Raw genomic sequence first — 13,688 nt, forward strand, 5'->3', positions numbered from 1 at the left:
TCCTAGGAGCTTGGCGCTGGTTTAGGTCGCGTTTTATGCCGCGAGCAGGCTGCGCGCCACCACATCCATCGCCGCCGCCGTGTGGTCGCGCGGGGCCAGCACCTGGGCCGTGTCGTACTGCGTGAAGTTTCGTCGCATCGACTGCAGGTAGACCGGGTCGTAGTGCTGCAGCAGCAGCTCGCGCACCACCGAGGCGACATCGCCATTGCGCGCCCGCGTTTGCCAGTCGCTCACCACCTCTTTGCCGCGCGCCTCGGTCAGCGCGCCCAGGCGATCACAGAAAAACGCGATGTCCTTGACGAAAAAATCATAGTCCTCCAGCAGCAGCGCGACGCGTTCGTCCTCGGCCAGGTTCAGCCGCAGGCAGGGACTGGCGCGCATGGCGGCGATCAGGCCTTCCGGCACGGCCACATTGCCGACTTTTTTGCTTTCGCTTTCGATGTAGACCGGGCGTGCCGGGTCAAAGCGGCGCAGAGCCGTCCAGACCAGGCTGTCAAAAGCCTTCTGGCTCGGCTGCGGCACACCGGGAATTATGCCCAGCACCGAGCTGCGGTGATTCGCCAGGCCTTCCAGGTCCAGCACCTGCGCGCCCTGGGCGGCCAGCGCATGCAGCAGCCGGGTCTTGCCCGCGCCAGTGGGGCCGCAGACAACACGGTACTGATGCCGTGCCGCCAGTTGCGGCAGGTCGGCCACCAAGGCCGCACGAAAGGCCTTGTAGCCACCGTCAACCAGCGTCACCTTGAAGCCGATCTGGTCCAGGATCAGCGCCAGCGAGCCGCTGCGTTTGCCGCCGCGCCAGCAGTAGATGAGCGGCTGCCACTCGCGCGGCTTGTCCAGCACCTCGCGCTGGATATGCGCCGCGATGTTTTTGGCGACCAGCGCCGCGCCCAGCTTCTTGGCCTCGAACTGGCTGATCTGCTTGTAACGCGTGCCGACGACTTTGCGTTCTTCATCGTTCAGGCTGGGCCAGTTGACGGCGCCGGGCAGGTGGTCTTCGGCGTATTCGCCCTCGCTGCGGGCGTCGATCACGGCGGAATAGTCGGCCAGGCTGGCCAGCGCCTGTTCGGCAGAGATGCGTTCCAGGCTCACTTGATGAGCTTCTTCAATTCCGGCCAGACGTTGGCCAGCATTCGGGCCTGCGCCTGCTCATTGGGGTGGATGCGATCAGCCTGAAAGTTGCCGACGGCGTCATCCACGTCGGCAATACCCTTGAGGAAGAAGGGCACCAACGCGGCTTTCTCAGCCCTGGCGACTTTGGTGAACAGCCCGGAGAAGGTCGCGCCGTAAGCACCGCCATAGTTGGGCGGCACCTGCATGCCCAGCAGCAGCACTTTGGCGCCGGCTTTTTTTGCGGCTTTCGCCATGGCCAGCAGGTTGTTTTCGGTCATGTCCAGCGGCAAGCCGCGCAGGGCGTCGTTGCCGCCGAGTTCGATCACCACGATGCCGGGTTTGTGCTGGGCCAGCAGCGCCGGCAGGCGCGAACGCCCGCCCGAGGTGGTGTCGCCGCTGATGCTGGCGTTGACCACACGGATATTTTTCTTTTCGGCGGCGAGCTGTTTTTCCAGCAGCGGCACCCAGCCGGTGCCGCGTTTGAGGCCGTATTCAGCGCTCAGCGAATCACCGACGATCAGCACGGTGTCGCGAGCGGCGGCAGCGGTCTGGGCCTGCGCCAGCAGCGGCGCGGCGGCGAAACAGGCGAACAGCAGCGCGCTCAAAGGTTTTACCAGCCGGGCTGCCGCAGCGCGGGCAAGCTTGGTAAAGTCTGATCTCAAGTTTTCTGACAAGGCTGACATGTTTGAACCTGCGGTTAATGTGCTGAACGACGCTGCTCCGGCATCCACGAGCGCTTCGATTATTTCCGTGGAGCACGTATGCAAGAGTGTGAGCGACTCGACCGGCACACTGACCATTTTGCGCGATATTCATTTCGCACTCTCGGCCAGGGAGACTGCCGCGATTGTCGGCGCCTCCGGTTCCGGCAAAAGCACCTTGCTGTCCATCATCGCCGGGCTGGACACACCCACCCAGGGCACAGTGCATCTGGCCGGCCAGGACCTGTTTGCGCTCAGTGAGGACGACCGCGCCGCCTTGCGCGCGCAGAAGGTCGGGTTTGTGTTCCAAAGCTTCCAGCTCATGGGCAATCTGAACGCGCTGGAAAACGTCATGCTGCCGCTGGAACTGTCAGGCGCAAAAAATGCACGCACCCAGGCCACCGACATGCTCAAACGTGTTGGCCTCGGCGAACGTCTCGGCCACTACCCCAAGGTGCTGTCGGGCGGTGAGCAGCAACGGGTGGCGCTGGCGCGGGCCTTTGTGGTGCAGCCGGCGCTGCTGCTGGCTGACGAGCCGACCGGCAGCCTGGACTTTGCGACCGGCGAAACCGTCATGGCGCTGATGTTCGAACTGAACCAGGAGCTCGGGACCACCCTGGTGCTGGTCACGCACGACCGCGGCATCGCGGCGCGCTGCGAGCGCCGGATCACGCTGGAAGCCGGTCGCGTGGTGGCCAATTAAGAGAAAAAAATAGGTGTAGCCCACGTCGGACGGGCGCTGACAGCTCTGTTTTTGATAGCACTCCCTGGTTGTCTCAAGATCGCTGGTACCAAGTCGCACGTGATAAATCCCGAATCATCCGTGATGGTAAAAGGTGCTTGAATTTTGCGAGGCTTGCGCCATATGCCGGAATTGTCAGGCCGTCTACAAGACGGTTTTTTCGCCCTCCCTCTCAAGGCATCACCCATGACCGCAACCAGCCCCGTCGTTTCGTCCACCCTCAAAATAGACTTCGTCTCCGACGTGTCCTGCCCCTGGTGCGTGATCGGTCTGAAGGCGCTCGAAGAGGCTCTCGACCGGGTCGGGGGCGGGGTGAAGGCTGACATCCATTTCCAGCCCTTTGAACTCAACCCGAACATGCCGGCCGAGGGCCAGGACATTGGCGAACACCTGGCCGAAAAATACGGCTCCACGCCCGAGCAGTCCCAGCGCAACCGCGAGATGATCCGTGCGCGCGGCCAGGAGGTGGGCTTCACTTTCAGCATGGACAAGCGCGGCCGCATCTACAACACCTTCGATGCGCACCGCCTGCTGCACTGGGCCGGCGAACAGGGACAGGGCCTGCAGCAAGCGCTTAAAGAGGCGCTGTTCAAGGCTTATTTCACCGATGGCGAGAGCCCCGGTGCACACGAAGTTCTGGTGCGTGTGGCCGGTGAGGCCGGTCTGGATACACGCCGTGCAAAAGACATCCTGGCCTCGGTTGAATACGCCGATACGGTGCGTGAGCGTGAGCAGTTTTACCTGCAGCAGGGCATCCATTCGGTGCCGGCCGTCATCATCAATGACAAACACCTGATTTCGGGTGGCCAGCCTGCCGAGGTGTTTGAGCAGGCCCTGCGACAGATCGCTGCGGCTGGCTGAGCAAGCGGGCGGCATGGGCTGCGTGCTTGCCCTGCGCACTGGGTCAGGCTGGATTGCGGCGGTAAAAAGCCAGTGAGCCCGCCAAAGCCAGCAGGGCTCCACCGCACAGCTTGCTCGTGGCGCAATCGCTGCAAAAGGTGCGTTCAAAAGTGCAGATACGCGCCTCCAGGGACTCGCCGGGCAGGTCCTTGTTGCAGCATTCGCAGTTGGGGCGGAGTTGGAGCATGGGGTGCCCTGTGGTCAAGCATGGAAAACGCAGATCGGGCGGGCCACCTCACTATCGAACATTTTGCACTTGAAAGACAAAGAAGACAAAGCGCTTGCCGGGCTGGTGCATGATGCGGTTCTTGTTGACGGGGGTGTGGGATGAAGATTGAAATACAGATGGATGATCTGCTGAGTCAGCCCGAGGTGCTGGCGCTGTACAGCGCCAACCACTGGTCGGCGGCAGACAAACCGGAGCAGCTAATGGCTGCGCTGCGGAATTCACATGGCCTCGTCACGGCTCGGTCCGGGAGGCGGCTGATTGGACTGGGCAATGCTATCTCCGACGGCCACCTCGTGGTGTATTTCCCGCACATGCTGGTGCACCCCGACTACCAGCGGCGCGGCATTGGCAAACAAATGATGCAGGCCCTGCAAACCCGCTACGCTGGTTTTCACCAGCAGATGCTGACGGCTGACGGGGCCGCGGTGGACTTTTACCGCTCGCTCGGGTTTGAGCGTGCCGGCGCTACCGTGCCCATGTGGATTTATGCGGGATCGGAGCACTGAGCGCCGACCAGCCCGATGGCCTCGCGCCAGCCAGACGCCTAGGCTCCTAGGACAGCTTTTTGACCAGCACCTGGCTTTTGCGGTTGATGTTGTATTTGCGCTTGCGCGCCTCGGGCAGCCATTCCGGATCGGCCTGCACAAAACCGCGCTTGATGAACCAGTGCATGGTGCGTGTGGTCAGCACAAAAATGCTGTCCAGCCCGGCCAGCCTGGCGCGTTGCTCGATGCGTTTGAGGATGCGTTCCCCGTCGCCCTGGCTCTGGCTGTGCGGGGAAACCGTCAGCGCCGCCATTTCGGCGGTTTTGGCTTCGGGGTAGGGGTAAAGCGCAGCGCAGCCGAAGATCACGCCGTCGTGTTCGATCACGGTGTAGTGGTCGGCATCGCGTTCAATCTCGGTGCGGTCGCGTTTGACCAGGGTGCCGTCTTTTTCAAACGGCTCAATCAGTTGCAGGATACCGCCCACATCGTCGGCCGTGGCCTCGCGCAGGCTTTCGAGTTTTTCGTCGATGACCATGGTGCCGATGCCGTCGTGCACATAAATTTCCAGCAGCAGCGAGCCGTCCACCGCAAACGGCAGGATGTGGCTGCGCTCGACGCCGGACTTGCAGGCCTTGACGCAATGCTGCAGGTAAAACGCCGTGTCGGTCGGTTGGAGTGGGTTGGGCAGTTGCGCCAGCAGTTTCTCGGCGGCAGCCAGCGGCAACTCGGTGTCTATCGGGTTGTCTTCGCTCTCGGGCTGGTCCGGGCTGGTGCGGATGCCGGGGATTTCCGTCAGGAAGATCAGCTTGTCGGCCTGCAGCTCGATGGCCACGCTGGTGGCGACTTCTTCCATAGTCAGGTTGAAGGCTTCGCCGGTCGGTGAAAAACCGAAGGGCGAGAGCAGCACCATGGCGCCAAAGTCCAGCGTGCGCTTGATGCCTGCGGTGTCGACCTTGCGCACCATGCCCGAATGTTTGAAGTCCACGCCGTCAACGACGCCGACCGGCCGCGCGGTGATGAAGTTGCCCGAAATCACGCGCACGGTGGAGCCGGCCATCGGTGTGTTCGGCAGGCCCTGGCTGAACGCGGCCTCAATCTCGTAACGCAATTGGCCGGCCGCTTCCTGCGCGCAGTCTAGGGCCACGGTGTCGGTGATGCGCATGCCGTGCGAGTACTTGGCCTGGTGGCCTTTGGCGGCCAGTTGTTCGTTGACCTGCGGCCGGAAGCCATGCACCAGCACGATTTTCACGCCCATGCTCTGGATCAACGCCAGGTCCTGCGCCAGGTGCGGCAGCTTGCCTGCGGCAATTGCTTCGCCCGCGATGCCGACCACAAAGGTCTTGCCGCGGTGCAGATGGATATAGGGCGCCACCGAGCGAAACCAGGGCACGAAGGTGAAGTTGAAGACCGCAGACATGGGTGCGCTTTCGGGTTGCAGGAGGGGCGGGTGGCCAATGGCAGTGAGTGTAAGGGAGGATGCGGGTTTTCATCGACGTGAACCGACTCCCCGCAGCGAGCGCTTCGCCGGATAATCGGGCACGCATGGACAAACTGGCCTATGGGTTCTGGGGGTGTTATTTCGGGACGACCGCACTGATGCTGGCCGGCTCTGCGATGGCGTTCAACCGTTCTCTGCACCGGATATCGCTCAACGCCGCGCTGTCTGCTACAGCGTCTGGTTTTTTTGTGCTCGCGTTTCTCGGGGCGCTGCCGATTTCGGACCCGGACAGCTTGTCGCGCTTTTTAGCGCATGTGGCGATAGCGGCCTCCTCGGCTCTGGCTTATCTGCTGTTTTCGATTGTGGGCGCTCTGGACAACCGCAAGGCTCGCCGGCGTACGCAATGGGCCCTGGTGGCTTTGGCGCTGGGCGGCGTGGCACTGGGTTGGCTGTTGCCAGCGGCCCATGCGCTTGCGGTCGGGGTGGGCATCGCCTGGTGGCAAGGCCTGGTGGCCCTGGGCGTGGCACTGCGCAGCGCCTGGCGTGGTGACCGGCTGGCCTGGCAGGCATTTTTCGCGGTGCTTTTCTTGCTGATCGCGATGATTGGCCTGGGCTTGATTGCGCTGGCGCGCGGGCAGATGCCGTGGCAGGTGCATGCGGTCAGCGCGCTCGCCGGCACCGCCTACCTGAGTCTGATGGCGTCGGCATTGTGGGTGCGCTACTCCTACCAGATTGAGCTGAACCAGATCATGGCCCAGGGCCCGAGTTATGACCCGGTGACCCGGATGCGGTCGCACTCTGAAACGGGACAAATGCTTGTCAGCGCTTTCAAACGCCGCCGTGACCAGCCTACGGCGCTGGGCATGCTGGTGGTGAGCATAGGCAATTTGTATACGCTTGAAAAACTGCACGGCACTGCGGCGATGAACCATGCCTTGTTTGTCTGTGCGGGGCGCTTGCGGCAGGTTACCCCCGCCCAGGTCGAGTTGGGGCGTTTTGGCGAGGACGGATTTTTGCTGCTGCTGCCCGAGTGCAGTGACAGCGGCCAACTGATCAAACTGGCGCACCGGCTCGGGCCGCGCATGGCCAAGGCTGTAACCCTGAACACCAGCCTGGACAGCACCAAGCGTGAAAGCGAACAAACCCGCTGGCGGGCAGACCTTGGCATCGGCGTGTTGATGGTGTCAGACCCGACGGCCAAAGTTTCTGTCACGCTGGCCACGGCGCGCGCCATGTCACGTACCGCCATGAGTTATGCCAGCCGCGTGGCCTGGTTTGACCATGCCAGCGGCGAAGCGGTGGAGCTGCCGGTTCTCCGGCCGTCGTGAGTCGGCATCGCGTCCCGACTTTCGGAGCGCTTGTCTGCACCGATAATTGAGGGCTTATCCAGGAAGTCCACCCTTTGCCGCCTTTGCCCGTGTCCGCCCCCTTGCAGATTGATTTTCCCGAGTCCTTGCCCGTCTCGAGCAAACGAGCGGAGATCACCGCTGCCATGCAGGCGCACCAGGTGCTCATCGTCTGTGGTGAAACCGGTTCCGGCAAAACCACGCAACTGCCCAAAATCGCGCTGGCCATGGGCCGGGGCAAGCTCAACTACCCGGCGGGCCAGGGCAAACTGATAGGCCACACCCAGCCGCGCCGGATTGCCGCCTCCAGCGTTGCCAAGCGGATTGCGGAGGAGCTGAAAACACCGCTGGGCGACGTGGTCGGCTACAAGGTGCGTTTCCAGGACCGGCTGAGCCGCGACGCCTCGGTCAAGCTGATGACCGACGGCATTTTGCTGGCCGAGACGCAGACCGATCCGCAGCTCTTGGCCTACGACACCATCATCATCGACGAGGCGCACGAGCGCAGCCTGAACATCGACTTCCTGCTCGGCTACCTGCGCCAGTTGCTGCCGCGCCGGCCCGACCTCAAAGTCGTGATCACCTCGGCGACGATTGATGCGCAGCGGTTTGCGGACTATTTTGCCTCGGCCGCCCCGGCGCCGGGCCGCCCCAAGCCGGCCGACGCCCACTCGGGGGGGCCAAGGATTCCGGCGCCGGTGATCATGGTGTCCGGCCGCATGTTTCCGGTCGAGCAGCGTTACCGCCCGTATGAAGAGTCGCGTGATTACGACCTCAACGACGCGATTGCCGACGGCGTGGACGAACTCTGGCGCAACCCGCACAGCGCCGGTGACATCCTGATCTTTTTGCCCGGCGAGCGTGAAATCCGCGAGGCGGCAGACCACCTGCGCAAACACCTGGCGCACCAGCCACTGTTTCGCAACGCTGAGGTGCTGCCGCTGTTTGCGCGCCTGTCCCAGGCCGAACAGGACCGCATTTTTGACGGCCACACCGGCCGGCGCATCGTGCTGGCCACCAACGTGGCCGAAACCTCGCTGACGGTGCCGGGCATTCGTTATGTGATTGATGCGGGGACGGCGCGCGTCAAGCGTTACAGCTTCAGGAACAAAGTCGAACAGTTGATGGTCGAGCCGGTGTCGCAGGCAGCCGCCAACCAGCGCGCCGGCCGCTGCGGGCGCGTCGCCGACGGCATTTGCATCCGCCTGTACGACGAGCCCGATTTTTTGGGCCGGCCGCGTTTTACCGACCCGGAAATTCTGCGCAGCTCACTGGCTGCGGTGATTCTGCGCATGAAGGCGCTGCACCTGGGCACCATCGAAAGCTTTGCTTTCATCGAGCCGCCCCAGGGCCGGGCGATTGCCGACGGCTACCAGTTGCTGGCCGAACTGGGCGCGGTGGACGACGACAACGAACTCACGCCGGTGGGCCGCAGCCTGGCCAAGCTGCCACTGGACCCGCGTGTGGGCCGCATGATTCTGGAGGCCAGGGACCGGCAGGCACTGGACGAGGTGCTGGTGATTGCCAGCGCGCTCAGCGTGCAGGATGTGCGCGACCGGCCCATGGACAAACAGGCGCAGGCGGACCAGGCGCATGCCAAGTTTGACGATGAGAAAAGCGAGTTCAGCGGCTACCTGAAGCTGTGGAAATGGCTGAGTGATGTGCGGGGCGGCCGGCCCTCACCCCAACCCTCTCTTGGGGTGAGAGGGGGCCAATCCCCGTCTCTACTCCCTCTCCCTCTGGGAGAGGGCAGGGGTGAGGGCTCTGCGGCCCACAAAATTTCCAACCGCCAGTACGAAAACCTCTTGAGGGAAAACTACATCAACATCCGCCGGGTGCGCGAATGGCGCGACATTCACTCGCAGTTGCACAGCGTGGTGGGTGAACAGAAATGGGTCCTGAATAACAAGCCGGCCAGTTACGAGCAACTGCATTTGTCCATGCTGTGCGGCCTGCTGGGCAACCTCGGCATCAAGAATGAAGAAGAGGACTGGTACCTGGGCGCGCGCGGCATCAAGTTCTACCGGCACCCGGGCGCCAAACTCAGCAAAAAACCGGGACGCTGGATCGTGACGGCAGAGCTGGTGGAAACCACGCGCCTGTTCGGCCGCGGCATCGCCAACATCGAGCCGCAGTGGGTCGAGCAGGTCGCCGGCCATTTGCTGAAAAAGCAGTTGCTCGATCCACATTGGGAGAAGAAGGCGGCTCAGGTGACTGCACTGGAGCGCGCCACGCTGTATGGCTTGGTCATCTACAACGGCCGGCGCGTCAATTTTGGCCGCGTCGATCCGGTGACGGCGCGCGAGATATTCATCCGCGAAGCGCTGGTGGCCGGCAACTGGGATACCAAACTGCCGTTTCTGCAGGCCAACCTCAGGCTGATCCAGCAGGTGCAGGACCTGGAGCATAAGGCGAGGCGTCAGGACGTGCTGGTGGATGAAGAGCTGATCTACGCCTTTTATGACCAGCAGTTGCCGGCCGACATCTGCACCGGCGCCGGCTGCGAGCATTGGTATAAAGACGAGGTCAAAAAGCAGCCCAAGCTGTTGTTGCTCACGCGCGAGGAACTGATGCGGCACGAAGCGGCGGGCATCACGACGCAGGCCTTTCCAAAAACCCTGAGGCTGGGGGGCGTCGATTGTCTGGCGACCTATCTGCACCAACCGGGCGATGCGAAAGACGGCGTGACGGTGGAGGTGCCGCTGTTTGCCCTGAACCAGGTTAACGAGGAGCGCTGCGAGTGGCTGGTGCCCGGCATGCTCAAGGACAAGATCCAGGCACTGATCAAGACCCTGCACCAGCGGCCGCGCTCGCGCCTGGTGCCGCTGCCGGAGACAGCCGAGCGCATGGCGGCCGAGCTGCTGCAGCCGGAAAAGTTTGGCGCAAATTCGCTGACCGATGCGGTGCTCAAGCTGGTGCGCGACGCGACCTCGCTGGACATCAAGCGCAACGACATGAAGCTGGAGATGCTGCCGCCGCATCTGTTCATGAACTTCCGTGTGGTCGACGAACATGGCCGCCAGCTCGGCACCGGCCGCAACCTGGGCGCGCTCAAGGGCGAACTCGGTTCACAGGCGCGCGGGGCGTTTCAGGCGCTGGCGGGGCTCAAAACTCGGCCGGCACCCGAATCTGCACAGGATTCAGAGTCAAATCGACCTCCAGCCCATAGCGGGCGGGCGCAAGCAGCTCCTGAAAACATAGCAAACCAGAAACCCCAGCCGGCTCGCACACCCGAGCGCTACACCAGCTGGAGCTTTGGCGAGCTGCCGGAACTGATGGAAATCAGCAAGGGCAAACAGACCCTGATCGGGTTCCCGGCACTGATCGACCTCGGTGGTGAAGGTGGCGGGGCCGTGACCATCGAGGTCTTCGACGAGCCCGACGTGGCGGCCGCCAAACACCGCGCCGGCCTGCGCCGCCTGTTTTCGCTGCAGATGAAAGAAGCGCTGAAGTACCTCGAGAAAAACCTGCCAGACCTGCAGAAAATGGCCACGGCCTACATGCAGGTCGGCCGCGCCGCCGACAACTCGGGTGGCGGCACGCTGGAAGAGTTGCGCGAGCAGATCATCGAGGTGGCGCTGGACCGCGCCTTCCTGCAGGAGCCGCTGCCGACCCACGAAGCCGACTTCAAAAAGCGCATTGACGACGGGCGAGGACGCTTGACCCTAATCGCCAGCGAGGTCGCGCGCTTGGCCGCCGCCATCCTGACCGAGTTTGCGGCGGCCCAGCGCAAGATCAAGGACACAAAAAACGCTGCCGAAGCCTCTCTGGATGCCGCCCAGCAATTGCAGCGTTTGGTGCCCAAGCGTTTCCTGACGGCCACGCCGTATGCGCAACTGCAGCACTTTCCGCGTTACCTCAAGGCGATCACGCTGAGGCTGGAGAAGTGGCGGGCCGACCCGGCCCGCGACGCGGCGCGCCTGGCCGAGCTGCGGCCGCAGGAGCAGCGCTACTGGCGACTGGTGGCCGAGCGCAAGGGCGCGCTTGACACGCGTCTGCAGGAGCTGCGCTGGCTGATCGAGGAGCTGCGCGTGAGCTTTTTTGCGCAGGAGCTGCGCACGCCTCAACCGGTCAGCATCAAGCGGCTGGACAAGGCCTGGCTGCAACTGGTGAACTGATCTTCGCCATCAACCGCTTTCAAGCACCATGAAGCCCGCGCCCGTGAACCCTGCTGCTGCCAGCGACACCGCCTCCCGACTGGCCCAGGCCCTGGGCTTGCATCAGGAGGGCAAGCTGGCCGAAGCGGCTGCCGGTTACAGCGAGGTGCTGGCGTCAAACCCGGCACAGGCTGACGCCTTGCACCTGCTCGGCGTCATTGAGCTGCAGACCAACAAACCGGTCCAGGCGATGGACTGGATCAACCGGGCCATCGCCTCCGACGGCCGCCACCCGGTTTTCCACAACAACCTCGGTATTGCGCTCGAAAGTATGAACAGGCTGGAGGACGCTGCGGCGAGTTACGGGCAGGCGCTGACGCTGAATGCAGCGTTTGCAGAGGCCCACTACAACCGGGGCAATGTACTGGACAAGCTGATCCAGCCGCTGGCCGCGCTGGCCAGCCTCGATGTGGCTATTCAATGCCGCCCGGTCTATGTCGAGGCCCATTTCGCGCGGGGCAGCGTGCTGCGAAAGCTTGGACAGGGCGAGGCGGCGGTCGAGAGTTACGGCCGCGCGCTTGCGATCAAACCAGACTATGCCGAAGCCTATTTCAACCGTGCCATAGCCTTGCGCTCACTGAACCGCACGCAGGACGCCGTGGACGACTATCGCCGCGCGATCCAGTTCAGGCCGGATTTCCCGACGGCTTACAACAACTGCGGCAACGCGTTGAAAAAACTGGCGCAGTTTCCCGCCGCGCTGGAAGCCTTTGACCAGGCCATCCGGCTTGATCCGTCCTTTGCCGACGCCTACAACAACCGTGGCAACGTGCTGCGGGCGCTGAAGAACATCCCGGCCGCCATTGAAAGTTTCAGGAAGGTGATTGGGCTCGATCCTGCCTATCCCGAGGCGTACAACAATCTGGGCAATGCGCTGATGGAGCAACGCAAGGTCCAGCAGGCGATTGACAACTACGACCAGGCCATTGCGCTGAAGGCCGACTACGCCAAGCCGTACAGCAACCGTGGCAATGCGCTGCGCGACATCGGACGTCTGGACGCGGCGATGGCCCGCTACGAGCAGGCCCTGGCGCTGAAGCCCGACTATGCCGACGCGCAGTGGAACCACAGCCTGTGCCTGCTGTTGGCCGGCGACTTTGTCCAGGGCTGGAAAAAATACGAATGGCGCTGGCAAAACGCGGTGCTCCAGAGGGCAGCACGTGGCTTCACGCAGCCGCTGTGGCTGGGTGAACAGCCGCTGGCCGGCAAGACCATCCTGCTGCATGCGGAACAGGGGCTGGGCGATACCCTGCAGTTTTGCCGCTATGTGCCGCTGGTGCGTGACTTGGGGGCTCGTGTCATCCTTGAGGTGCAGGCGCCGCTTCAGCATTTGCTGGCCGGGCTGGACGGCGCGGCCAGTGTGGTGGTGAAAGGGCGGCCCCTGCCGGCGTTTGATCTTCATTGCCCCCTGCTCAGCCTGCCGCTGGCTTTTGGTACCGTGCCGGACGATGTTCCTGCCGGTATGCCCTACCTGGCCGCGTCACCCGCCAAAAAAGAGCAATGGCAGCGCCGCCTGGGGTCACCGGTGGGGATGCGCGTCGGCCTGGTCTGGAGCGGCAATGCCGACCATACCAACGACCGCAACCGCAGCATTTCACTGGCTGAGCTGGTCGGGCACGTGCCGGCAGGCGTGGAGTACATCAGCCTGCAGAAAGAGGTTCGCGTTGAAGACAGCGCCACCCTGGCAGCCAACCCGCAGATTCGCTGCTTCGATCAGGAGATCGAGGACTTCACCGACACGGCGGCGCTGTGCGAGCTGGTGGACGTGGTGATCAGCGTGGACACCAGCGTGGCGCATCTGGCCGGCGCTCTGGGCCGCCCGGTCTGGATCGCCTTGCCCTTCAATCCCGACTGGCGCTGGATGCTGGAGCGGGACGACAGCCCGTGGTACCCGTCTGCCAGACTTTACAGACAACAGACCGCCGGCGACTGGCACGGTGTGGCGCGTCGCATCGCGGCCGACCTGGCAGCGCGTCTGCGTTGATTGCAGTCTGACAGGCAAAAAAAACCAGGCACAGCGGCCGGGTCTTTTTTTTGCAATGAAGCAGATCCTCTGTTTTAGATTCTGCCCATCAGCAGAAGCACGATCAGAATGATCACGACCAGACCGAGACCACCGCTTGGGCCGTAACCCCAGCTACGGCTATGGCCCCAGGTAGGCAATGCGCCGACCAGAATCAGGATGAGGACGATGAGCAGGATAAGCGAAATCGACATGAGGAACTCCTTGTTTTGTGTGTAGTGATTCTTGCCCGCCGATGTGTTTACACCGGCAGGAAGGCACGCTGCCAGATCGTCAGGGAGTTCCTACAGTTGGGGGCAGGAAGTAGCCCATGCGCGCACCGGCGACAGGCAAACACGCCGGACTGCTTCAGAAATATGAACTAAAAAGGCCACCAGCCCATAGCAGATATGGTCGATCAGCTATTAATTTCATAGCGACTAGGAGTCTGGGCGGCAGAAGGCGTCGAAGCGAAAAGTGGCCCCGGCGAGGACAGTTTTTGCCGGGTTTGCAGCCTCATAGCCGTAGCTATGGGGCAAAAAGCCGGTGAAAAATGGACCGTCGCGGCCGCTTTGCAG

11 protein-coding genes are annotated in these 13,688 nt (G+C 62.9%); 6 read left to right on the plus strand and 5 right to left on the minus strand.

The genetic code is table 11. The annotated features are described in order from the left end of the window. Window positions 1–33: 33 nt before the first annotated feature. On the minus strand, window positions 34–1,089 hold the full coding sequence (gene mnmH / locus Q8O29_RS00745; protein ID WP_305560143.1) for a tRNA 2-selenouridine(34) synthase MnmH: 1,056 nt from the start codon (window positions 1,087–1,089) through the stop codon (window positions 34–36). After that, window positions 1,086–1,793 (minus strand): arylesterase, encoded by a 708-nt coding sequence (locus tag Q8O29_RS00750; RefSeq protein ID WP_305560144.1) that lies wholly within the window; start codon window positions 1,791–1,793, stop codon window positions 1,086–1,088. The genes mnmH and Q8O29_RS00750 overlap by 4 nt, the downstream gene beginning before the upstream one ends. On the opposite strand from Q8O29_RS00750, the gene Q8O29_RS00755 reads away from it, so the two are divergent. Both Q8O29_RS00755 and Q8O29_RS00760 read left to right on the plus strand, forming a co-directional pair. Further along, window positions 1,792–2,514: an ABC transporter ATP-binding protein gene (locus Q8O29_RS00755; protein WP_305560145.1), complete on the plus strand. Its 723-nt coding sequence runs from the start codon at window positions 1,792–1,794 to the stop codon at window positions 2,512–2,514. The two genes, Q8O29_RS00750 and Q8O29_RS00755, sit on opposite strands and share 2 nt — an antisense overlap. 225 nt (window positions 2,515–2,739) lie before the next feature. Next, the gene (locus Q8O29_RS00760) at window positions 2,740–3,414 is read left to right on the plus strand and encodes a DsbA family oxidoreductase (protein ID WP_305560146.1); all 675 of its coding nucleotides are present in this window, start codon (window positions 2,740–2,742) and stop codon (window positions 3,412–3,414) included. A gap of 43 nt (window positions 3,415–3,457) precedes the next feature. Here Q8O29_RS00760 and Q8O29_RS00765 read toward each other — a convergent pair whose 3' ends face one another. Beyond that, window positions 3,458–3,640, minus strand: a complete 183-nt coding sequence (locus Q8O29_RS00765; protein ID WP_371134117.1) for a DUF1272 domain-containing protein — start codon at window positions 3,638–3,640, stop codon at window positions 3,458–3,460. Window positions 3,641–3,780: 140 nt separating this feature from the next. On the opposite strand from Q8O29_RS00765, the gene Q8O29_RS00770 reads away from it, so the two are divergent. Beyond that, window positions 3,781–4,188: a GNAT family N-acetyltransferase gene (locus Q8O29_RS00770; protein WP_305560147.1), complete on the plus strand. Its 408-nt coding sequence runs from the start codon at window positions 3,781–3,783 to the stop codon at window positions 4,186–4,188. Between the two features lie 46 nt (window positions 4,189–4,234). On the opposite strand, the gene argA is transcribed toward Q8O29_RS00770, so the two are convergent. Beyond that, complete coding sequence (gene argA / locus Q8O29_RS00775; protein ID WP_305560148.1) at window positions 4,235–5,584, minus strand: amino-acid N-acetyltransferase; 1,350 nt, start codon at window positions 5,582–5,584, stop codon at window positions 4,235–4,237. A gap of 125 nt (window positions 5,585–5,709) precedes the next feature. On the opposite strand from argA, the gene Q8O29_RS00780 reads away from it, so the two are divergent. From Q8O29_RS00780 to Q8O29_RS00790, 3 genes are all read left to right on the plus strand, one after another. Beyond that, on the plus strand, window positions 5,710–6,933 hold the full coding sequence (locus tag Q8O29_RS00780) for a diguanylate cyclase domain-containing protein (protein WP_305560149.1): 1,224 nt from the start codon (window positions 5,710–5,712) through the stop codon (window positions 6,931–6,933). 164 nt (window positions 6,934–7,097) lie between these two features. Further along, window positions 7,098–11,069 (plus strand): ATP-dependent RNA helicase HrpA, encoded by a 3,972-nt coding sequence (hrpA, locus tag Q8O29_RS00785; protein WP_371134118.1) that lies wholly within the window; start codon window positions 7,098–7,100, stop codon window positions 11,067–11,069. A 43-nt stretch (window positions 11,070–11,112) separates the two neighbouring features. Beyond that, window positions 11,113–13,092 (plus strand): tetratricopeptide repeat protein, encoded by a 1,980-nt coding sequence (locus Q8O29_RS00790; protein WP_305560151.1) that lies wholly within the window; start codon window positions 11,113–11,115, stop codon window positions 13,090–13,092. Between the two features lie 74 nt (window positions 13,093–13,166). On the opposite strand, the gene Q8O29_RS00795 is transcribed toward Q8O29_RS00790, so the two are convergent. Continuing rightward, window positions 13,167–13,325 carry a DUF3309 family protein gene (locus Q8O29_RS00795; protein WP_188708233.1) on the minus strand — a complete coding sequence of 53 codons (159 nt, stop codon included), beginning with the start codon at window positions 13,323–13,325 and terminating at the stop codon, window positions 13,167–13,169. Window positions 13,326–13,688 lie beyond the last annotated feature (363 nt).

Origin of the sequence: Polaromonas sp., from assembly GCF_030689685.1 — a bacterium.
GTDB lineage: Bacteria > Pseudomonadota > Gammaproteobacteria > Burkholderiales > Burkholderiaceae_C > Polaromonas.

Coding starts and splice junctions, on each gene's coding strand:
- argA (WP_305560148.1), bottom strand. CDS start 5,584: ATGTCTGCGGTCTTCAACTTCACCTTCGTGCCCTGGTTTCGCTCGGTG.
- Q8O29_RS00750 (WP_305560144.1), bottom strand. CDS start 1,793: ATGTCAGCCTTGTCAGAAAACTTGAGATCAGACTTTACCAAGCTTGCC.
- Q8O29_RS00795 (WP_188708233.1), bottom strand. CDS start 13,325: ATGTCGATTTCGCTTATCCTGCTCATCGTCCTCATCCTGATTCTGGTC.
- Q8O29_RS00760 (WP_305560146.1), top strand. CDS start 2,740: ATGACCGCAACCAGCCCCGTCGTTTCGTCCACCCTCAAAATAGACTTC.
- Q8O29_RS00765 (WP_371134117.1), bottom strand. CDS start 3,640: ATGCTCCAACTCCGCCCCAACTGCGAATGCTGCAACAAGGACCTGCCC.
- hrpA (WP_371134118.1), top strand. CDS start 7,098: ATGCAGGCGCACCAGGTGCTCATCGTCTGTGGTGAAACCGGTTCCGGC.
- Q8O29_RS00780 (WP_305560149.1), top strand. CDS start 5,710: ATGGACAAACTGGCCTATGGGTTCTGGGGGTGTTATTTCGGGACGACC.
- Q8O29_RS00770 (WP_305560147.1), top strand. CDS start 3,781: ATGAAGATTGAAATACAGATGGATGATCTGCTGAGTCAGCCCGAGGTG.
- Q8O29_RS00755 (WP_305560145.1), top strand. CDS start 1,792: ATGTTTGAACCTGCGGTTAATGTGCTGAACGACGCTGCTCCGGCATCC.